The sequence below is a fragment of the Blautia pseudococcoides genome (genome assembly GCF_001689125.2).
GTDB lineage: Bacteria > Bacillota > Clostridia > Lachnospirales > Lachnospiraceae > Blautia > Blautia pseudococcoides.
The window spans coordinates 1324856-1344334 of sequence record NZ_CP015405.2; the positions used below are offsets into that span (position 1 = coordinate 1324856).

The following is a 19479-nucleotide window of genomic DNA, read 5'->3' on the forward strand; positions in this document are numbered from 1 at the left end:
TTATGCCTATTAAGAAATCAACGACAAAAGCAGCAGCAACAGAGGCTGTGAAGACAACGACCGACGAGAAAAAGACAGAAGCAGTAACCGCTGCAGAACCAGTGAAAACTGCGAAAACCACAGAGAAAAAACAGCCTGTAAAACGTGCCGCTGCAAAGAAAGCCGTAGCTGAGAAAAAAGCTGCTGTAAAACCTGCTGCAAAGGCTGCAGAAGCAAAGAAATGTGTTTATGTTCAGTGCATGGGCAGTGAATACAAGGTTGAAGATATTGAGAACAGTGTAAAAAAAGCATGGATGGACGAGACCGGAAAAAAAGAGAGCGACATCAAAGAAATGCAGATTTACATCAAACCGGAAGAGAATGCCGCTTACTATGTGATCAACAAGGAATACAAAGAAGGCGGAAATAAAGTAGATTTATAAGAACGTGCTTTCATGAGGTTTTATGTAAAAGGAAAAGAGGGAGCTCCTTCATTGGGAAGAAGCGCCCTCTTTTTTGAATGAAGGCTCATTCAGTTTTGCTGAACATTACTGTTCAGAACTTTTTAAGCTTCTAATTAAAGCTGAGTAGAACCGTTAGACATCGGAGTGGATCCTCCGCTTGACATCTGTCTTTCCTGTGCTTCGATCATTTTCTTAACCATATAACCACCAACAGAACCGTTCTGTTTGGAAGTCAGGTTTCCGTTGTAACCGTCTGTAAGCGGTACACCTAACTCATTGGCTACCTCATATTTAAAACGGTTTAATGCACTCTTTGCTTCGGGTACTGCTGCGCTGTTAGAAGAATTTGTGTTAGACATTTTTTCTTCCTCCTTAAATGTTTTGTTTTTTTGTTACAATGGTAGTATGTGATTTATTTATATTTTTACACATAGAAGTTCTTTCAAGTTTTGACAAATTTTGTGAATTGTATTACAATAAGGGTTCAGTGAATAAAACATTTAATTTGCGCAGGTTGATTTGTATAAATCTGTAAAATATGTATAAAATTTAAAATAATAATTGCAGTTAGTTGTTATATTTGCTATAATTGTTCTGATAAAAGAAAATGAGGATGATAGAATATGAATGTTGGTATTATAGCGCACAACAGTAAAAAACCTCTGATTGAAGATTTTTGTATTGCTTATAAGAATATTCTGGCAAAACACCAGGTCTATGCCACCGGGACAACGGGCAGAAGGATTGAGGAAGTGACCAATCTGCATGTTCACAAGTTCCTTCCGGGAAGCATGGGCGGAGATAAGCAGTTTACAGAAATGATAGAGCGGGGAGATATAGATATGGTGATCTTTTTCTATAACCCGGCTATGATCGATCAGAAAGAACCGGATGTCTACCAGATTTCCCGGTGCTGTGACCAGTACAATATCCCTATCGCTACGAATATCGCTACAGCAGAATCCCTGATTCTGGGACTTGACCATGGTGATCTGGATTGGCGGCTGAGTAAGTAGAGAAAAGGAATTACAACAAGATGAGAGTGATTGCAGGAAGTGCAAAGAGTATGCCCCTCAAGACAATCCCCGGTACGGACACCCGGCCGACCACCGACAGAATCAAGGAGACGCTGTTTAATATGCTGCAGCCTTACCTATGTGAATGCCGGTTCCTGGATACTTTTTCAGGCAGTGGTGCTATCGGAATTGAAGCATTGAGCAGAGGGGCATATTCGTGTGTCTTTATAGAAAAAAATAAAAAAGCGGCAGAGTGCATTCGGGAAAATCTGAAGTTTACCCGGCTTGCTGATAAAGCAGAACTTTACTGCCAGGACGTTTTTTCTGCCCTGGGCGTTCTGGAGGGCAGCGAGCCCTTCGGCTGTATTTTCATGGACCCTCCCTACAATAGGGAACTGGAAAAACAGGTGCTTTCGGTGCTTTCCCAAGCATCCTTTGTGGATGAGGATACCCTGATCGTGGTGGAAGCCTCCTTAGAGACACCCTTTGATTATCTGGAAGAGTACGGCTTCACTATGGTAAAAGACAAGAGATACAAAACGAACCGGCACATTTTCCTGAGAAAGGCATGAGATACGAGCGATGGTGAGAGCAATATATCCGGGCAGCTTTGACCCGGCAACTTTTGGACATCTGGACGTGATAAAGAGGGCAGCGGAGCTTTTTGATGAGGTGATTGTTGGAGTTTTGATGAATTCTGAAAAAAGTCCGTTGTTTTCTGTCGAAGAACGTGTTAATATATTAAAGAAAGTGACGGCGGATATCCCGAACCTGAAAGTGACATCATTTTCAGGGCTGTCGGTGAATTTCGCAAGAAGCTGTGATGCCAAGGTGATTATCCGCGGTCTGCGGGCAATTACTGATTTTGAATATGAACTGCAGATGGCACAGACCAACCGGGTGCTTGCCAGGGATGTGGATACCATGTTTCTGACTACCAGCCTGGAATATGCCTACTTAAGTTCCACCACTGTAAAAGAAGCCGCCTATTTCGGCGCGGATATATCTAAGTTCGTTCCGGAGTACGTCGTTGAAAAAGTGAGAGAAAAATTCGCACAGAAGGAAAAAAAGTAAGAATACAATAAGGAGAATGATTATGAGTAGCAGAATTGAACAGATTATCGAAGAAATTGAAGAATATGTAGAGAGCTGCAAATATCAGCCATTGTCCACCACCAAAATCGTAGTGAACAAGGAAGAATTAGAAGAACTTCTTCGTGAACTGCGTATGAAAACTCCGGATGAGATCAAGAGATACCAGAAGATCATCAGTAACAAAGATGCCATCCTGGCAGATGCCCAGGCTAAGGCAGATACCATTATTGCTGAGACTAAAGTTCAGGTACAGGAGATGGTAAAGGAGTCTGAGGTGATGCAGCAGGCATACGCACAGGCCAATGAGACAGTGAATACCGCTAACCGTCAGGCTCAGGAGATCATTGACGCGGCAACCAATGATGCCAATAACCTGCGTCTCAGTGCAATTTCCTATACAGATGAAATGATGGCTAATATGGGCCAGATCATGGCCAACACTCTTGAGGATGCAGGCGCAAAATACAACGAGTTTGTCCGTTCCCTGCAGGCTTCTCTGGATGTGATCAACAGAAACAGAAGCGAACTGCAGCCCCAGCTTGGAGGAGCAGCGCCGGTACAGGAAACTGCACCGACAGAGAGCGTATCTTTGGACGATGATGATTTAGATGATTTCGATGAATAAAATTGCCAGAAGGCCTGTGAGCAGAAAGTTGACGATTTTTGCCCATATGTAAGGCCCGAAGGAAAGGTCTGTTCCCGCAAGCATGGATTTTGTCTGAGCTGCAACGCAGATTCCGCCGAAGGCAGTGATCCCCAGCAGCATAGGGTACAGGATCGTAAGGTCCCAGCCAGTACCTGCCAGGGCAGTGATGCCGGTGGTCATTTCTGTGATGCCGCACATGAGATACATAACAGGCCCTAAAGGTGCAAATACCTTTTTAATGACACCCTGGAAGACAGAAAAGAGGATGATATATCCTCCCAGTTTTGTGATGGACTCAAATCCGTTCATAATAGAGGTATCCAGAATTTCTCCCACGGGGGATTGGATGGATATCTCTTTTTCGTTTCTTTTGTTTTCTGCATGATCGTCAGAATCAGCGGCAATGGCCTGGCGGTCGGCTCTCCTTCGGAAAAGGAGGCAGCACAGATAGTTGGCAAGATAGATGATGCCATAGGTAGGCAGGATCAGTGCCTTCTGGCCAAGGGCCTGCAGACAGACATAGGAAGATAGGAAGGAGGGACCGGGGTGGTTGGCAAAGGTGAGCAGGTATTCGGCCTCTTTTTTGGAAATACGTTTTTCCAGGTAGAGGTCAGCAGTCACTTTGGCGCCCATGGGATAGCCGCAAACAAGGCCAAGGATCAGAGCGTAGGCACCGTCACAGGAGAGGGCGAAAAAGCGGTGCCACAGTCCGGCGGGGATACGGATCCAGTTTTTCAGCAGGTCAGTCTTGATCAGCAGGTTTGAGATGATCATAAAGGGCAGCAGGGAAGGCAGCAGGGTTTCAAACCAAAGCATCAGGCCGGAGGCTGCGCAGGTGAAGGAGGTGTCCGGGAATAGGAGGAGGAATGCAAGCATAATAAGGAAGGGGAGCAGGGAGAGGGAGCGTTTCATGAGGGGCCTCTTTTGGGTTTTTTTAAGTATATGCGAGGGAATGTGGATGAATGCGGACGGAAGCGTATGGGAGAAGGCCGGGGGAGAGGCGGTATGCGTGTGAGTGAAGCGTTCCGCTGCCACGGAGCTAACCTGCTCCCATTTCCTAAATTCATCGGCAATGGCCTCTTCATTAAGGAACTGGGGCAGGTGGATCTCCGCGGCGCTCCACTAAACATCACTCACACGCATACCGCCTCTCCCCCGGCCTTCTCCCATACGCTTCCTGGTTTTCACTGGCTCAGGGGTGTGTTTGAAAGGCGGACTGCGTTTAAGGAAGTGTATTGAAAGGTGGACTGCATTTAGGGAAGTGTATTGGAAGGTGGACTGCGTTTAAGGAAGTGTATTGGAAGGTGGACTGCGTTTAAGGAAGTGTATTGGAAGGTGGACTGCGTTTAAGGAAGTGTATTGGAAGGTGGACTGTGTTTAAGGAAGTGTATTGGAAGGTGGACTGCGTTTAAGGAAGTGTATTGAAAGGTGACTGCGTTTGAGGAAGTGTATTGAAAGGTGACTGCGTTTGAGGAAGTGTATTGGAAGGTGGACTGCGTTTAAGGAAGTGTATTGAAAGGTGGACTGCATTTAAGGAATTGTATTGAAAGATTAACTACGTTTAAGTAGAAGTTTATATTGCTGTCAGGGATGTGCCCAGGTAATTGCCGATAATAAATAGATACTTAGGGTTTTGTTTTTATAAAAACGTAGATTTGTTTTTTACTACTAATAAAAATTTTTACATGTTTTCTAGTTCCGGAGAGAATAGCAGGAGAGGTGGGGGGAAGGGAGCTGTGTCAGCGAGGTTAAGTGGAGGAGCCTGTGAGATCCACCGATTACGGAGACTTGGCGCGAACCCGCTGGTGAGCGTCTTAGTCGCAGTTATCGGTTAGCTCACTGGTTCCGGAACGTCGAGCGGACACAGCCCCCTTCCCCCCACCTCTCCGTCCGTGAGCCACCCCAAAAAAAAACAAGTAAAAAAAACCACCCTCCTATCCCTTGCCAATCAGGGGAGAATGTGACAAAATAGAAGACAGCAGAGGAATAAAATTACAGGAGGAATTGATATGTCAGTATTAGAGAATCTGAAACCGGAAAGAGTTTTTCATTATTTTGAGGAGATTACAAAAATTCCCCATGGCTCTGGGAATACGCAGGGGATCAGTGATTATCTTGCGGATTTTGCCAAGGCGCATGGACTTCGTTATATTCAGGATGAAAGCGGGAATGTGATCATATTTAAGGAGGCTGCCGGCGGATATGAGAATGCTCCGGCGGTGATTCTGCAGGGACATGTGGATATGGTCTGTGAGAAGCTTCCAAACAGTACCCATGATTTTACAAAAGACCCGCTCACACTTTTTGTTGAGGGGGATGTGATACATGCGGACGGCACTACGCTGGGTGGTGATAACGGGATTGCTGTAGCCTATGAGCTGGCTATTTTGGAGGATGATAAACTGCAGCATCCGGCCATTGAGGCTGTGTTTACCGTGGATGAGGAGATTGGACTTTTGGGAGCATCTGCTCTGGATACGACTTCCATGAAAGGGAAGTATCTGATCAATCTGGACTCTGAGGAGGAGGGGATTCTCTGGGCAGGCTGTGCGGGCGGTATGACAAGTATTAGTGAGCTGCCTGTAAAGTATCAGGAGAGAACAGGGATTTGCTATGATATTAAGGTGGATGGACTTCTGGGCGGCCACTCCGGGGCAGAGATTGATAAAATAAGGGCAAACGCCACACTGCTTATGGCAAGGTTTCTCCATGAGTTCAGAGAGTATGGGGAGTTTGGACTTATTTCCCTAAATGGCGGACAAAAGGATAATGCGATTCCCCGTCAGGCACAGGCTTCTGTACTGGTGGAAGCAGAAGATGGGGAAAGGCTGGTAAGCTATGCCGAAGAATTTACGCAGATGCTCAGAAAAGAATATACAGGTACGGATGAGGGAATCACGGTGACGGCTGCGTGTAAGGGCGAGAAGAGCGCACAGGTGCTTCACCCTGTAAGCCAGGAAAAAGTCATCTTCTTCCTTGTAAACTATCCAAACGGTATTCAGAAGATGTGCGGATTTATTGAGGGACTTGTGGAGACATCCTGCAATGTGGGTGTTACCAGACTGACGGAGGCGTGTTTGACCTGCTCCGCCAGTGTGAGAAGCTCCGCAGGTTCAGCGAAAAAAGCACTGGGTCAGAAAATACAGTATCTGACGGAATTTTTAGGCGGTGAGTATCATGTGGAAGGGGATTATCCTTCCTGGGAGTATCGTCAGGATTCTGTTCTGCGTCCGCTGATGGTCCAGGTTTACAAAGAAATGTTTCAGGAGGAGCCTGCTGTACAGGTGATCCATGCGGGTCTGGAATGCGGATTGTTCTACGAGAAGATTCCGGGACTTGACTGTATTTCCATAGGACCGGATATGAAGGATATCCATACTTCTGAGGAGACACTTTCCATCTCCTCCACAGCCAGAGTCTATGAATATCTGCTGGAAGTATTAAAAAGATTGAAATGATAGAAAGCACGCTCCGCGAACTTTCTATTGTCATAAATAATTGAAATAATTGGAATATTTTCCCCTGTCTGTTCATAAAATGATATGTACGGGTAAGAGCGGGCTTTTTTATGCTCTGGTACAGGCACAGCCGAATTTTATGTCAGATGGGGGAATTTTTGTGCGGAAATGGATACTGTTTTTTCTGATTTTGGTGTTTGCAGATGTTTTTGCCATCAGTTCCCTGAAAGAACATGTTTCCCTGGAAACCCTGCGGGAAGCCGGGATTCCTGTTCAGGAGATGGAGAAAGCAGGTATGTCTTCTGAGGAGATGGAACTTTTTCTGCCTTTTTGGCAGGATATGGAGTATTTTCCTCTTGCCGTTTGCCCTGTGGAAAAGGAAGATCCGTTTTCTTTTGCGGATACCTGGATGGAGGAGCGGAATTATGGGGGAAAACGGAAACATGAAGGCTGCGATATTTTCGGTAAAGCAATGCTTTCCGGGTATTACCCTGTCATCAGTGTCACAGACGGAACTGTGGAGAAGGTGGGATGGCTCCCCTTGGGAGGCTGGAGGATTGGAATCCGAAGTCCGGGAGGAGGCTATTTTTATTATGCCCATCTGAGTGGTTACGGCAGGGAATTTCGGGAGGGGGAAGCTGTGAAAGCAGGAGAGCTTCTGGGGTTTCTGGGTGACAGCGGATATGGTGAAGAGGGGACACGCGGGAAGTTTGCACCCCATTTACATATGGGATTATACGTGAGATACGGTAGTGAGGAGGAATATGCCTTAAATCCGTATCCTGTGCTTGTATACCTGAAGAATCATACAAAGGAGATAAGTTACTGAATTTCTATGGTGAGAGCTATGGAAATATGCTATACTTAATATACCTTACGCGAAAACCAGGCCGTTATAGGGAAATCAAAGCGCGCGGCTCTGGATACCCATTCGGGCACCCCGCAAATTGTGCCGCAAAAGATGCGGCTGCGATCAGGGACAGAAAAACAGGCGCACTGGTAAGGAGTAATGTCTTATGGAGATACATTTATGGCGTGAACTGCTGATTCCGTATGAACTTGCTGTCAAAGAGCTGGTTATCAAATTTAACCATCTGAAGAAGGAGCACAAAGAAAAGGACCTGTACTCCCCCATCGAGCAAGTAAGCGGAAGAGTCAAAACAATTAACAGTATTCTGGAGAAAATGCAGAGAAAAAATATATCCTGGGCAGACCTGGAGGAGAAGGTGGAAGATATCGCCGGCATCCGGGTCATCTGCCAGTTTTATGAAGATATTGAAAAAGTAGCAGAGATAATAAGAAAGCGCCGGGATATGCAGGTGGTGGAGGAGAAGGATTATCTCACACACATGAAAGAGAGTGGATACAGAAGCTATCATATGATCGTTCTGTATCATGTGGAGACTTTAGACGGCCCAAAAGAGATCAGGGCTGAGATTCAGATCCGTACCCTTGCCATGAATTTCTGGGCAACCATTGAACATTCCCTGCAGTACAAGTACAAGGGAAATATGCCGCTTCATTTAAAGGCGCGGCTGAACCATGCGGCCCAGTCCATTCTGCTTTTGGATGAAGAAATGTCATCTGTACGCAGTGAGGTTATGGACGCACAGAATTCCATGCTGCACCAGTCGAATCTGGTGACCGGAATCCTGAATAATATTGAGAATCTATACCACTACTCCAACAAGCGGGAAGTGGCAAAAATACAGGATGAATTTTACCGGATCTATGAGACAAAGGATTTGTCCAGGCTGGAGAGGTTCCACCGGGAACTGGATATTATCGCTGAGGGCTATCGGGCCCAGGCAGTGGCTACAGAAGAGATTATGTAAAGGAAAAGGTAACTGGAAAGGTACATTCAGTTACACAGAAAGAAAAATGAATCTGCCGAGTGCTTATGAACAAGAAATGAAAGAACTGCTGGGCACGGAGCTGGAGGCCTATAAAAAGAGCCTTGACCTGCCGGTGATGCAGGGGCTTCGTGTCAATTCAGCAAAGATCACATGTGAAGAATTTGAGGCTGTCTCCCCCTTCTCCATGGAGAAAGTACCCTGGATACCCAATGGGTATTTTCTGAAGGAGGAGGAGCGTGCATCCAGGCATCCTTATTATTATGCGGGACTTTATTACATCCAGGAGCCAAGTGCTATGACACCGGCCAGCAGGCTTCCCGTGGAGCCTGGGGATTATGTGCTGGATTTATGCGCGGCTCCCGGCGGCAAGGCCACGGAGCTGGGCAGCCGGCTTGGAGGAGAGGGATTGCTTTTTGCAAATGACATCAGCAGCAGCCGGGCTAAGGCTTTATTGAAAAATCTGGAGATGGCCGGCATTCCCAATATCTACGTGACCAGCGAGGACCCGGAGGTGCTTGAGAGAAATTTTTCAGGTTTTTTTGATAAAGTGCTTATTGATGCACCCTGTTCCGGGGAGGGAATGTTCCACCGGGAACCCAGGATGATGGAATACTGGAAGGAGAGAGGGCCTGAGGCTTATGTCCCCATACAGAAAAAACTCATTCTTCAGGGGGCCGGTATGCTGCGCGGGGGAGGAATGCTTTTATATTCCACCTGCACATTTTCAAGGAAAGAGGACGAGGAAGTGATTGAATATCTGCTGCAGAATATGCCGGATATGCGTCTGAAGGAGATCCTTCCCTACGAAGGATTTGCAAAAGGCGCCGGACTTGAAAAATGTGTCAGGATTTTCCCGCACAGAATGCCCGGTGAAGGGCATTTTCTGGCTTTACTGGAAAAGAGCCAAAAGACTGGGGAAGACAGCGGCAGAGACAGGCGGCGTCCGGGAAAGAGAAAGCCGCAGAAGATGCCGGATTGTGTGGAGGAGTTTCTGTCACTTTTGGCCTGCCCCATAGACAGAGAGAGGCTGAAACTGGACCGTGACAGACTTTACCTTCTTCCCATTAGGGAGGAGATGCCGAAACTCCGCTATCTCCGCACAGGGCTCTATCTGGGGGATTTGAAGAAAAACAGATTTGAGCCTTCCCAGGCACTGGCTATGGCCTTAAAGCCAGAGGCGTTTGTCTCCTGCATCCGGCTGGAACCGGAGGATGTGCGGGCAGTCAAATACCTAAAAGGGGAGACCCTGGATGTATCGGATCTGCCGGTCACAAAGCAGAAGGGGTGGCAGCTCATCTGTGTGAAAGATTATCCTTTAGGTTTTGGCAAGCTGGCGGGAGGCGTTCTGAAGAATAAATATTATGCCGGATGGAGATGGCAGTAATGGGAAAGATGCGATTGGACAAATACCTGGCTGATATGGGGCTGGGCACCAGAAGCGAAGTGAAAAAGTTTTTGAAAGGCGGGCAGGTGACAGTAAACGGCGGGACCGTCACAAAACCGGAGTTTAAGGTTGACCCTGATACCGATGAGATTTTGGCTTCCGGGGAGAAAGTGGCATATGAAGATTTTGAATATTATATGCTGAATAAGCCCCAGGGCGTAGTCTCCGCCACAGAGGACAGCAGGGAGAAAACGGTTCTGGACTGCATAGTTTCAAAAAAGAGGAAAGATTTGTTTCCTGTAGGACGTTTGGATAAGGACACAGAAGGCCTGCTCCTCATCACCAATGACGGGGCTTTGGCTCACAGGCTGCTCTCACCGAAAAAGCATGTGGACAAGACATATTTTGTACGCCTGAGAGAAAACCTGTCACAGGAGGACAGCAGAAAGCTGTGTGAAGGTGTGGATATCGGTGAAGAAAATCTGACCATGCCTGCAGATATCACCGGGTTTGTGCCTGGAGACAGGCAGTGCTGCATCACCATCAGGGAAGGAAAATTCCACCAGGTAAAGCGTATGTTTGCATCTGTGGGTAATGAAGTGGTATACTTAAAAAGGCTCTCCATGGGCCCGCTTATTTTGGATGAAGAGCTGAAACCCGGACAGTACCGAAAACTTTCGGCGAAAGAGATAGAAAGGTTAAAGAACAATGCTTGAAAATATCAATGCAGTATTATTTGATTTGGATGGAACCCTGGTGGATTCCATGTGGATGTGGAAGGCTGTGGACGAGGAGTTTCTGGCTATGAAAGGGCTGGAGGTGCCGGAGAATCTGGAAGAGTTCCAGCAGGAGCTGGAGGGAATGGGATTTACAGAGACTGCGGCATATTTTAAAGAACGCTTTGCCCTTCCGGATTCTTTGGAAGCCATTAAAAGCACCTGGGTCACCATGGCAGAACACAAATACTGCCATGAGATTCCTCTGAAAAAAGGGGTGCGGGAGTTTTTAGGTTATTTAAAAGAGAAAGAGATCCCCGCTGCCATCTGTTCCAGTAACAGCAAGGAGCTGATTTTGATGGTGCTGAAGGCCCACTCTATAGAAAATTATTTTTCCAGCATCACTACCTGCTGTGATGTGCCGGCCGGTAAACCGGCACCGGATGTGTACCTGAAAACAGCAGCGGGATTACATAAAAACCCTGAGGAATGTCTGGTGTTTGAAGATGTCCCTATGGGGATACTGGCAGGAAAGAATGCGGGCATGAAGGTCTGTGCCATGGAGGATGCCTTCAGTGCACAGCAGACAGATCAGAAGAGAAATTTGGCAGATTACTATATTGCGGATTATTTCCAGGTGATGGACCATACTTATGAGGTGCTCATATGATGACAGAGTTTTTGCCGGTAACTGGTAAAGAGATGGAACAAAGAGGAATCACCCGGCCGGACTTTGTCTTTGTGAGCGGTGATGCCTATGTGGACCATCCCTCTTTCGGCACGGCTATCATTGCCAGGCTTCTGGAATCTTACGGCTATCGTGTGGGGATCATTGCCCAGCCTGACTGGAAGGATGAGAACAGCATCTCGGTGTTTGGAGAACCGCGCCTTGCCTTTTTGGTGTCAGCAGGTAATATGGATTCCATGGTGAACCATTATACCGTATCAAAAAAGCACCGCAGTACGGACGCTTATTCCCCCGGCGGAAAAATGGGGCTTCGCCCCGACCGGGCAGTTATCGTGTACGGCAATCTGATACGCAGAACTTATAAACACACGCCTGTGATCATCGGCGGTATTGAGGCTTCGCTCAGAAGATTCGCCCATTATGATTACTGGTCTGATTCCCTGAAACGTTCAGTGCTTCTGGACTCCGGGGCGGATATGATCTCTTACGGAATGGGAGAAAAAAGTATCCTTGCCATAGCAAGGGCGCTCAATGAGGGGACTCCGGTCAGTGATATACACCATATACCGGGCACGGTATACCGTACAAAGGAATTGCCGGGCGGTGTGCTCCTGCCATCCTATGAGGAGCTGTGCAAAGACAAGAAGGCCTATGCCGAGAGTTTTCGTATCCAGTATGAAAATATGGATCCTTTTACAGGGAAAGTTTTGGCAGAACCCTATGAGAAGCAGGGATATCTGGTACAGAACCCGCCGTCTAAGCCCCTCACGACACAGGAGATGGATGAGGTCTATCATCTGCCTTATACCCGCACGTACCACCCCATGTATGAGAAAATGGGGAAAATACCGGCAATTGAAGAAATCAAGTTCAGTCTCACCAGCAACCGGGGATGCTTCGGAGGCTGCAATTTTTGTGCCCTTGCCTTTCATCAGGGGCGGATCGTACAGGCAAGAAGCCATGAATCCATTCTGAATGAGGCAGTTATGTGCACAGAGGAGAAGGCGTTCAAGGGATACATCCACGATGTGGGAGGCCCTACCGCAGATTTCCGTCATCCTGCCTGTAAAAAGCAGATGACTAAGGGGGTCTGCAAAAACCGGCAATGCCTGTTTCCAAAGCCCTGCAAAAATCTGGAGGCGGACCACAGGGATTATCTGGAGCTTTTGGCAAAGCTGCGTGAGATTCCGGGAATTAAGAAAGTATTTATCCGCTCCGGAATCCGCTTTGATTATGTGGAGGCAGACCGGGACAAGGAATTTTTGGAGAAGCTGGCACAACACCATGTGAGCGGACAGCTCCGGGTGGCACCGGAACACGTGTCAGACAAAGTGCTTTTCTATATGGGAAAACCGGAACATGCTGTATATGAAACATTTTTGAAGGATTTTGAAAAGGCAAACGCACGCACAGGGAAAAAGCAGTATGCAGTGCCCTACTTCATGTCCTCCCATCCGGGATGCACCATGAAGGAGGCAGTGAAACTGGCGGAATATGTGCGGGATATGGGATTCACGCCGGAGCAGGTGCAGGATTTTTATCCGACGCCGTCCACCATGTCCACCTGTATGTATTACACAGGCCTGGACCCAAGAACCATGGAGCCGGTATATATACCGAAAAATCCCCACGAAAAAGCCATGCAGCGTGCACTGATCCAGTATAAAAACCCCGCCAACCGGGAACTTGTAAAAGAGGCCCTCATAACAGCGGGAAGAACCGACCTGATCGGAACAGACAGAAAATGTCTCATCCGTACAGGAAGGGGAACCGATACAAAGAGAAACGAAGCGGAGCGCGGGGCCGGAACAAAAGACCGCAGAAATACCCAGAAGAGAAAAACAATAAGAAACATCCACAAAAAGAAGAGTAGGTGATCGTTTGAAAATAGCAGTCATAACCGGCGCTTCCTCGGGTATGGGGAAGGAGTTTGTGCGCCAGCTTGCATACAACTACGGCTGGCTGGATGAAATCTGGGCCATTGCCAGACGGGGCGAAGTTTTGGAGGAGCTGAAGAAGGAAATCTGTATAAAGATCCGTGTCATACCTATGGATATTACGGATGAGAAAAGTATCAAAAAGTTAAAAGGAATGCTGAGGGAATACAAACCTTATGTAAAATATCTGGTAAACGCCGCGGGCTGCGGGGTGCACAGAAGTGTGGAGGTCACACCCACAGAGGACTGTGCCAGAATGGTGGATCTAAACTGCAGGGCGTTGACAGAGATCACCAGGATCATTCTGCCGTATATGAGGCAGAAAAGCCATATTGTCATGACGGCATCCGCGGCTGCTTTCATTCCCCAGCCGGAATTCGCTGTCTATGCTGCTACAAAAGCTTATGTACTCAGTTTTTCACGGGCACTTGCCAGGGAACTGCGGGGGTATATTGCAGTGACGATCGTCTGCCCGGGTCCGGTAGATACAGAATTTCTTGAGAATATGGGAGGAAAAAGCCGTATACCCTCCTACAAACGCAGGTTTATTGCCCGTCCTGAGGCTGTGGTAAGTCAGGCTATTATAGATGCTGCCAGAAAAAAAGAAATCTCTATTTATGGATTTTCTATGAAATGTTTTTTTATCCTTTGCAAAATTGTTCCACATAGGGTATTATTAAAAATTGTAGAACTTGTTTTGTAACTGTTTGGTGCCCACCATTCCGCAAGGAAGCGGATATTATGAGGGGACTGAATAATTACCTTGTTTCTAAATGACACTTATGAGGAGACGGATTTTCAATGGAAAAAAAGAAGAAAATCAGAAAAGGTGATTTCGGCTATATTACTTCCCAGAAGAAAAAAAGAACTCTGTACACCATATTGGCCTTTATCGCCCCGCTTTCAGTTTTTTTTACCGGCCTGATTATCAAGGGAAACCGTGATACGGTTTTTACGGTGGTTGCTGTTGTGGCATGTCTGCCGGCCTGCAAATTTGCGGTGGGCATGATTATGATGTATATACAGAAACCCATGTCCGAGAAGGATTATCAGCAGATCGAAAAGCATAAAAATGGCCTGCCCCTGGGTTATGAACTGGTCATTTCTGCATATGAAAAACAGACCTTTGTGGATTCTATGGCAGTATGCGGCAATACTGTGGTTGGATACACCAGCCGCGAAAAGTCTGACATACCTTTTACGGAGAAGCATATCCAGTCCATCCTTAGACAGAATGGATACTATGTGAATGTAAAGATTTTCCGGAAACTGCCGGATTATCTGAACCGGCTGGAATCCATGTGGGAACACCGCGATTCCTTGGAAAAGGATATCCGTTTTACACCGGATGAAAAATATCCGGACTTGACCAGAAATGAACTGATTCTGCATACTATTTATGCAATTTCCCTCTAGAGCGTGTTTGAAAATTGCTTTCGGCAAGCTGTGCGTCACACTCGGTGGGAGATTTGGCACAATGAAGGAGGCGTAGCGGGCTACGCTGAACGAATTGGAGGCAAATATGCGGCAAAGTGGGGCGTGCAGATTGTCGGAATGGATTTTCAAACACGCTCTAGGAGGAATACATGAGAGAATTGACAGTTAAAGCAGGGGAGAGCGGACAGCGTCTGGATAAATATCTTGCGAAATATCTGAAGGAGGCACCGAAAAGCTTCCTATATAAAATGCTCAGAAAGAAGAATATCACACTGAACGGCAGGAAGGCTGACGGCAGTGAGAAGCTTCAGGCAGAGGATTGTATCCGTCTTTTTTTGGCGGAGGAGACACTGGAAAAATTTATGGGAACCCAGGAGGAGATCCACACCTGCCGCTTGGAGGTTATTTATGAGGATAGCCATGTGCTGTTTATCAACAAGCCGGTGGGAATGCTCTCCCAGAAGGCAGATAAAAAGGATATCTCTCTGGTGGAATATCTGACAGGCTACCTTCTGGAAAAGGGTGCCCTGACCAGAGAAGATTTACAGACTTTTCATCCTGCTGTCTGCAACCGTCTGGACCGCAATACAAGCGGTATAGTGGCAGCAGGTAAGACGATAGCCGGCCTGCAGACACTTTCCCGGGCATTTAAAGACAGAAGCCTTCATAAATTTTATCTTGTACTGGTATCAGGGAAAGTCGAACATCCATCCTATATAAAAGGCTATTTGTGGAAGAATGAGCGGACCAACAAGGTGACTGTGACAAGAGAACCAAAAAAAGACGCACTTCCCATAGAGACCCGTCTGCGGCCTCTTTCCTGTTCGCCGGAGGGAAAGGTTACCCTTTTGGAGGTGGAACTTTTAACGGGGCGCACCCATCAGATCAGAAGCCATTTGGCCAGTATTGGGCATCCTGTTATTGGGGACATGAAATACGGCAGCAGAGAAATCAACGAAGTATACAGGAGAAAATATCAGGTATCCTCCCAGCTTCTGCATGCGTGGAGGATGGAGATGCCGTCCGTTGAGGGAGAGCTTAATTACCTGTCCGGACTTAAGCTGACGGCGGAACTGCCTGCATTATTTAAAAAAGTCATCAAAGGGGAGAAACTGAAATGAGCAAACAGTACATAGGGCCTTCCATTCTGGAAGAACTCTGGGAATATATAAAAATGATTATTTTTGTAGTTGTTGTAGTTTTCATAGTCAACAATGTTCTTTTGATCAATGCTAAGATACCTTCAGAATCCATGGAGGACACGATCATGACTGGGGACCGTATCTTCGGTAACCGTCTGGCATACATAAATAAAGACCCGCAGCGCTTTGACATTGTTATTTTCAAATACCCGGATGATGAGACCCAGCTTTTTATTAAGCGTGTCATCGGTCTGCCGGGGGAGACTGTGGAGATCAGGGATGGAAAGGTGTATATTGACGGTTCGGAAACACCTTTGGACGACAGCTTTACGCCGGAGCCGCCTCAGGGAAACTGGGGACCGGAAGTTGTGCCGGAAGACAGTTATTTTATGCTGGGTGACAACAGAAACCGTTCCAAGGATTCCCGTTTTTGGACCAACACCTTTGTAAAGAAAGAAAAGATTCTGGGTAAGGCTGTTCTTCGTTATTTCCCGTCACCAAAGCTGATAAAATAAAGGCAAGGGTGAAAAAGCAGCAGAATACCAAGTGAGGAGGAAGGGAGATGGCGACCTGGAATTCCAGAGGCCTGCGCGGTTCCGCGCTGGAGGACTTCATAAATGAGACATGCGAACGCTACAGGGAAAAAAGTCTTGCCCTGATACAGAAAGTCCCCACCCCCATTACACCTGTCCGTATAGACAAGGAGAGCAGACATATCACCCTGGCGTATTTTGAAAAAAAAAGTACAGTGGACTATATCGGGGTGGTACAGGGAATTCCCGTCTGCTTTGATGCAAAAGAGTGTAATACGGATAATTTTCCCCTGCAGAATATCCATGCCCATCAGGTGGAATTTATGGGTGACTTTGAGCGGCAGCAGGGCATTGCGTTTTTGATACTTTTTTTTACACACAGGGATGAGCTTTATTATATGCCATACCGTGAAATGCACCGCTTCTGGATGAGAGGGCAGGAGGGCGGAAGGAAACATTTTAAGTACGAGGAACTGAATCCCGACTGCTTTTTGAAGAGAAACAAAAATTTCCTGGTGCCCTTTTTGGAAGGGGTTGCCTGGGACCTGGAAAGCAGAGAAGCATAAAAGAGTTGTGCTTTTTCACTTAATAGTGTATACTATACTAAAAGTATGTGTCCGTGAAGAAAGAAATTGAAGTATACAGGTAAAACAGCCGTATCCGTCTTTAATGGCAGATTGGGCTGTTTTTCTAATTCATGACCATAGAAAGCCGGCAGTGTATGCTTTCTATGGTTGAATGATTTAGGGACAGCATGAAGAAAGAGGTATAATTTGAAAAAAACAACTAAGAAACAAAACGAACGGGTGAAAATCATCCCCCTGGGAGGACTTGACAAAATTGGAATGAATATCACAGCCATTGAGTATAATGACACGATCCTTGTGATTGACTGCGGGATCTCTTTTCCTGACGATGAAATGCTGGGAATTGACAAGGTGATCCCTGATGTGACATATCTGATTGAAAACAAAGAGAAGGTGAAAGGGTTTGTGATCACCCACGGCCATGAAGACCACATCGGCGCACTGCCTTATATCCTGCCGCAGATCAATGTGCCGGTCTATGCCACAAGGCTTACCATGGGGCTTATTGAACATAAGCTGGAGGAAGCGAAACTGATGAAGAAGACAAAGCGCAGAGTGGTGAAACAGGGCGGCCAGATTAATCTTGGAGAGATGCGTGTGGAATTTATAAAGACGAACCACAGTATAGCAGGCGCCTCCGCTCTGGCAATCTATACACCTGCGGGTATCATTTTCCATACAGGGGACTTTAAAGTGGATTATACACCCCTGTTCGGGGAATCCATTGATTTGCAGAGGATGGGTGTTTTAGGGAGGAAAGGGGTTCTGGCCGTGATGTGTGACAGCACCAATGCCATCCGCCCGGGATTTACTCCGTCTGAGACAAAGGTTGCAAAAACGTTTGACACGCTCTTTGCGGAAAACAGGACAAACCGAATCATTGTGGCTACCTTCGCATCCAATGTAGACCGTGTCCAGCAGATTATGAATACTGCTTATAAATATGGAAGAAAAGTGATCCTGCAGGGAAGGAGTATGGAAACCGTTATAAAAATAGCGGAGGAGCTGGGGTATGTGACAATCCCGGAAAAGACTCTTATTTCTGTAAATGAAATGAACCGCTACCCGGATGAAAAACTGGTGTTCATTACCACGGGAAGCCAGGGGGAGGCTATGGCAGCGCTGTCAAGAATGGCGGATTCCACCCATAAAAAGGTTGTCATTAAGCCTAATGACGCGATCATTTTCAGTTCCACCCCTATTCCGGGAAATGAGAAAGCAGTCTCAAGAATTGTCAATGAACTGGCAAGGAAAGGGGCTAATGTTATCTTCCAGGATACCCATGTGTCAGGCCATGCCTGCCAGGAGGAAATTAAACTGATCTATTCTCTGCTGAAGCCAAAGTATGCCATTCCGGTGCATGGAGAGTACCGCCACCTGATCGCCGGCGGCAATCTGGCAAAAGACTTGGGAACAGAGGAGGACCACGTATTTATACTGGAAGCAGGAGATGTGCTGGAGCTTTCCGAAGAAACGGGGAAAGTGGTATCAAAAGTTACCGCAAGAGGAGTCTATGTGGACGGCCTTGGCGTGGGGGACGTGGGAAACATTGTACTCAGAGACAGACAGAGCCTTTCAGAAAACGGAGTTATCATTGTATCACTGACCCTGGAGCGGAAAACAGGCAAACTTTTATCCGGTCCGGATATTATTTCCAGAGGTTTTGTGTATGTGAGGGAGTCCGAGGAGCTTATGCAGGAATTAAAGAAGGTGGCGTCAAAAGCCATTGAAAAATGTGATAAGCAGAATCACAGAGAGTGGGGGCAGATAAAGTCAGAAATAAGAGACAGCCTTGATGATTATTTGTGGAAGAAGATCAAGAGAAGTCCTGTGATCCTGCCTGTTATTATGGAAATATAGGCAGAGACATTGGAAGCAGAGATATCTGCCCCCCCAAAAGGGAGGGTATATGGTATGTGGAAGCGATTGTACTTGGCATGAGAGTCACTGCATTTCATCCCTTCCATCATGAATAAGAAAACTTTCCAGTCCGGCTTTGATAAAGGAATCTATGGTATTTTGAATCTTTCTCCAATCGCTGCACTGGTTGCGGATGGTCAGTTTATTGATGGTGAGACAACCGTTCATCTGGAAATAAAAGACAGCTTCCGCCTGTTCAAAAGTAAGCAGGCTGTGTGACATCAGCCAGGTCACATAGCCTTCTTTGTATACATCCGCTATCTTGTCAATGATTTTGGAGGAAATGATATCATCCAGAAAAAGCACCTGGTATCTGGGGGTGTTGTGGACCTTGTGGCAAAAAGGAAATGTGCAGTTGGAAGCCGCACGCCCGGGGCACATGAGATGTTCCTCCACGCTCTTGGTATCCTCCAGCATTTCTGTCAGAATGTCATCCAGCACATCATCCATATCATAATAGTGCAGGTAAAAAGTACCTCTGTTAATCTCTGCCAGTTTGCAGATTTCCGTGACAGTGATCTTGGGATAAGATTTTTTCTCCAGCAGTTTCAGAAAGGTATCCTTGATGGCCTGCCGGGTGTATTTTGTGCGCCGGTCTTCTTTTCGTTCTTTGGTTTCCAT

22 protein-coding genes and 2 pseudogenes are annotated in these 19479 nt (G+C 46.7%); 19 read left to right on the plus strand and 5 right to left on the minus strand.

The features are described 5' to 3' along the window. Positions 1 to 2 precede the first annotated feature (2 nt). Positions 3 to 422 (plus strand): DUF6465 family protein, encoded by a 420-nt coding sequence (locus A4V09_RS06145; protein WP_242963973.1) that lies wholly within the window; start codon positions 3 to 5, stop codon positions 420 to 422. A gap of 134 nt (positions 423 to 556) precedes the next feature. Here the strand turns inward: A4V09_RS06145 and A4V09_RS06150 are convergent, their stop codons facing one another. Continuing rightward, positions 557 to 802 carry an alpha/beta-type small acid-soluble spore protein gene (locus A4V09_RS06150; protein ID WP_018598013.1) on the minus strand — a complete coding sequence of 82 codons (246 nt, stop codon included), beginning with the start codon at positions 800 to 802 and terminating at the stop codon, positions 557 to 559. Positions 803 to 1066: 264 nt separating this feature from the next. On the opposite strand from A4V09_RS06150, the gene A4V09_RS06155 reads away from it, so the two are divergent. From A4V09_RS06155 to A4V09_RS06170, 4 genes and pseudogenes are all read left to right on the plus strand, one after another. Next, on the plus strand, positions 1067 to 1459 hold the full coding sequence (locus tag A4V09_RS06155; RefSeq protein ID WP_065541573.1) for a methylglyoxal synthase: 393 nt from the start codon (positions 1067 to 1069) through the stop codon (positions 1457 to 1459). A 14-nt stretch (positions 1460 to 1473) separates the two neighbouring features. After that, a pseudogene (gene rsmD, locus A4V09_RS06160) lies at positions 1474 to 2031 on the plus strand (16S rRNA (guanine(966)-N(2))-methyltransferase RsmD); the annotation flags it as partial. A gap of 10 nt (positions 2032 to 2041) precedes the next feature. Beyond that, positions 2042 to 2533, plus strand: a complete 492-nt coding sequence (gene coaD / locus A4V09_RS06165; protein ID WP_065541575.1) for a pantetheine-phosphate adenylyltransferase — start codon at positions 2042 to 2044, stop codon at positions 2531 to 2533. A gap of 22 nt (positions 2534 to 2555) precedes the next feature. Continuing rightward, positions 2556 to 3179 carry an ATPase gene (locus tag A4V09_RS06170; protein WP_065541576.1) on the plus strand — a complete coding sequence of 208 codons (624 nt, stop codon included), beginning with the start codon at positions 2556 to 2558 and terminating at the stop codon, positions 3177 to 3179. Here A4V09_RS06170 and A4V09_RS06175 read toward each other — a convergent pair. Continuing rightward, a complete protein-coding gene (locus tag A4V09_RS06175) occupies positions 3159 to 4112 on the minus strand; it encodes a sporulation protein (protein WP_065541577.1) in 954 nt (317 codons plus the stop codon). The two genes, A4V09_RS06170 and A4V09_RS06175, sit on opposite strands and share 21 nt — an antisense overlap. A 12-nt stretch (positions 4113 to 4124) precedes the next feature. On the opposite strand from A4V09_RS06175, the gene A4V09_RS06180 reads away from it, so the two are divergent. The 10 genes from A4V09_RS06180 (at position 4125) to A4V09_RS06225 (ending at position 14655) form a co-directional block, all read left to right on the plus strand. Further along, the gene (locus tag A4V09_RS06180) at positions 4125 to 4439 is read left to right on the plus strand and encodes a hypothetical protein (protein WP_157123460.1); all 315 of its coding nucleotides are present in this window, start codon (positions 4125 to 4127) and stop codon (positions 4437 to 4439) included. 770 nt (positions 4440 to 5209) lie between these two features. After that, positions 5210 to 6658: an aminoacyl-histidine dipeptidase gene (locus A4V09_RS06185; protein ID WP_065541579.1), complete on the plus strand. Its 1449-nt coding sequence runs from the start codon at positions 5210 to 5212 to the stop codon at positions 6656 to 6658. A 160-nt stretch (positions 6659 to 6818) separates the two neighbouring features. Continuing rightward, on the plus strand, positions 6819 to 7487 hold the full coding sequence (locus tag A4V09_RS06190; protein WP_242963976.1) for a M23 family metallopeptidase: 669 nt from the start codon (positions 6819 to 6821) through the stop codon (positions 7485 to 7487). A 187-nt stretch (positions 7488 to 7674) separates the two neighbouring features. Then, positions 7675 to 8493, plus strand: coding sequence for a GTP pyrophosphokinase (locus A4V09_RS06195; RefSeq protein WP_065541581.1), 819 nt, complete (start codon positions 7675 to 7677; stop codon positions 8491 to 8493). Between the two features lie 46 nt (positions 8494 to 8539). Then, entirely contained in the window at positions 8540 to 9898 is a 1359-nt protein-coding gene (locus tag A4V09_RS06200) for an RsmF rRNA methyltransferase first C-terminal domain-containing protein (RefSeq protein ID WP_065541582.1), read from the plus strand. Continuing rightward, positions 9898 to 10614, plus strand: a complete 717-nt coding sequence (locus A4V09_RS06205; RefSeq protein WP_065541583.1) for a pseudouridine synthase — start codon at positions 9898 to 9900, stop codon at positions 10612 to 10614. Before A4V09_RS06200 ends, A4V09_RS06205 begins: the two co-directional genes overlap by 1 nt. Further along, positions 10607 to 11284, plus strand: coding sequence for an HAD family hydrolase (locus A4V09_RS06210; protein WP_065541584.1), 678 nt, complete (start codon positions 10607 to 10609; stop codon positions 11282 to 11284). Before A4V09_RS06205 ends, A4V09_RS06210 begins: the two co-directional genes overlap by 8 nt. After that, complete coding sequence (locus A4V09_RS06215; protein WP_065541585.1) at positions 11281 to 13179, plus strand: YgiQ family radical SAM protein; 1899 nt, start codon at positions 11281 to 11283, stop codon at positions 13177 to 13179. The genes A4V09_RS06210 and A4V09_RS06215 overlap by 4 nt, the downstream gene beginning before the upstream one ends. A gap of 4 nt (positions 13180 to 13183) precedes the next feature. Continuing rightward, the gene (locus tag A4V09_RS06220; protein ID WP_065541586.1) at positions 13184 to 13942 is read left to right on the plus strand and encodes an SDR family NAD(P)-dependent oxidoreductase; all 759 of its coding nucleotides are present in this window, start codon (positions 13184 to 13186) and stop codon (positions 13940 to 13942) included. Between the two features lie 98 nt (positions 13943 to 14040). After that, positions 14041 to 14655 (plus strand): hypothetical protein, encoded by a 615-nt coding sequence (locus A4V09_RS06225; RefSeq protein WP_065541587.1) that lies wholly within the window; start codon positions 14041 to 14043, stop codon positions 14653 to 14655. On the opposite strand, the gene A4V09_RS27045 is transcribed toward A4V09_RS06225, so the two are convergent. Continuing rightward, a complete protein-coding gene (locus tag A4V09_RS27045) occupies positions 14633 to 14770 on the minus strand; it encodes a DUF6783 domain-containing protein (protein ID WP_334297231.1) in 138 nt (45 codons plus the stop codon). The two genes, A4V09_RS06225 and A4V09_RS27045, sit on opposite strands and share 23 nt — an antisense overlap. Then, positions 14758 to 14805 (minus strand): annotated as a pseudogene (locus A4V09_RS26360) (hypothetical protein); the annotation flags it as partial. The gene A4V09_RS27045 and the pseudogene A4V09_RS26360, both read right to left, overlap by 13 nt. 20 nt (positions 14806 to 14825) lie before the next feature. Here A4V09_RS26360 and A4V09_RS06230 point away from each other — a divergent pair. The 4 genes from A4V09_RS06230 to A4V09_RS06245 all read left to right on the plus strand — a co-directional run bounded on the left by A4V09_RS06230 (position 14826) and on the right by A4V09_RS06245 (position 18798). After that, positions 14826 to 15797: an RluA family pseudouridine synthase gene (locus A4V09_RS06230; protein WP_065541588.1), complete on the plus strand. Its 972-nt coding sequence runs from the start codon at positions 14826 to 14828 to the stop codon at positions 15795 to 15797. Continuing rightward, positions 15794 to 16333: a signal peptidase I gene (gene lepB / locus A4V09_RS06235; protein WP_065541589.1), complete on the plus strand. Its 540-nt coding sequence runs from the start codon at positions 15794 to 15796 to the stop codon at positions 16331 to 16333. The genes A4V09_RS06230 and lepB overlap by 4 nt, the downstream gene beginning before the upstream one ends. A 47-nt stretch (positions 16334 to 16380) precedes the next feature. Then, entirely contained in the window at positions 16381 to 16917 is a 537-nt protein-coding gene (locus A4V09_RS06240; RefSeq protein WP_065541590.1) for a Holliday junction resolvase RecU, read from the plus strand. A gap of 207 nt (positions 16918 to 17124) precedes the next feature. Further along, a complete protein-coding gene (locus A4V09_RS06245) occupies positions 17125 to 18798 on the plus strand; it encodes a ribonuclease J (RefSeq protein ID WP_065541591.1) in 1674 nt (557 codons plus the stop codon). Positions 18799 to 18882: 84 nt separating this feature from the next. Here A4V09_RS06245 and A4V09_RS06250 read toward each other — a convergent pair whose 3' ends face one another. Then, complete coding sequence (locus A4V09_RS06250) at positions 18883 to 19479, minus strand: TetR/AcrR family transcriptional regulator (RefSeq protein WP_065541592.1); 597 nt, start codon at positions 19477 to 19479, stop codon at positions 18883 to 18885.

Coding starts and splice junctions, on each gene's coding strand:
- A4V09_RS06145 (WP_242963973.1), top strand. CDS start 3: ATGCCTATTAAGAAATCAACGACAAAAGCAGCAGCAACAGAGGCTGTG.
- A4V09_RS06150 (WP_018598013.1), bottom strand. CDS start 802: ATGTCTAACACAAATTCTTCTAACAGCGCAGCAGTACCCGAAGCAAAG.
- A4V09_RS06155 (WP_065541573.1), top strand. CDS start 1,067: ATGAATGTTGGTATTATAGCGCACAACAGTAAAAAACCTCTGATTGAA.
- coaD (WP_065541575.1), top strand. CDS start 2,042: ATGGTGAGAGCAATATATCCGGGCAGCTTTGACCCGGCAACTTTTGGA.
- A4V09_RS06170 (WP_065541576.1), top strand. CDS start 2,556: ATGAGTAGCAGAATTGAACAGATTATCGAAGAAATTGAAGAATATGTA.
- A4V09_RS06175 (WP_065541577.1), bottom strand. CDS start 4,112: ATGAAACGCTCCCTCTCCCTGCTCCCCTTCCTTATTATGCTTGCATTC.
- A4V09_RS06185 (WP_065541579.1), top strand. CDS start 5,210: ATGTCAGTATTAGAGAATCTGAAACCGGAAAGAGTTTTTCATTATTTT.
- A4V09_RS06195 (WP_065541581.1), top strand. CDS start 7,675: ATGGAGATACATTTATGGCGTGAACTGCTGATTCCGTATGAACTTGCT.
- A4V09_RS06200 (WP_065541582.1), top strand. CDS start 8,540: ATGAATCTGCCGAGTGCTTATGAACAAGAAATGAAAGAACTGCTGGGC.
- A4V09_RS06205 (WP_065541583.1), top strand. CDS start 9,898: ATGGGAAAGATGCGATTGGACAAATACCTGGCTGATATGGGGCTGGGC.
- A4V09_RS06210 (WP_065541584.1), top strand. CDS start 10,607: ATGCTTGAAAATATCAATGCAGTATTATTTGATTTGGATGGAACCCTG.
- A4V09_RS06215 (WP_065541585.1), top strand. CDS start 11,281: ATGATGACAGAGTTTTTGCCGGTAACTGGTAAAGAGATGGAACAAAGA.
- A4V09_RS06225 (WP_065541587.1), top strand. CDS start 14,041: ATGGAAAAAAAGAAGAAAATCAGAAAAGGTGATTTCGGCTATATTACT.
- A4V09_RS06230 (WP_065541588.1), top strand. CDS start 14,826: ATGAGAGAATTGACAGTTAAAGCAGGGGAGAGCGGACAGCGTCTGGAT.
- lepB (WP_065541589.1), top strand. CDS start 15,794: ATGAGCAAACAGTACATAGGGCCTTCCATTCTGGAAGAACTCTGGGAA.
- A4V09_RS06240 (WP_065541590.1), top strand. CDS start 16,381: ATGGCGACCTGGAATTCCAGAGGCCTGCGCGGTTCCGCGCTGGAGGAC.
- A4V09_RS06250 (WP_065541592.1), bottom strand. CDS start 19,479: ATGGAAACCAAAGAACGAAAAGAAGACCGGCGCACAAAATACACCCGG.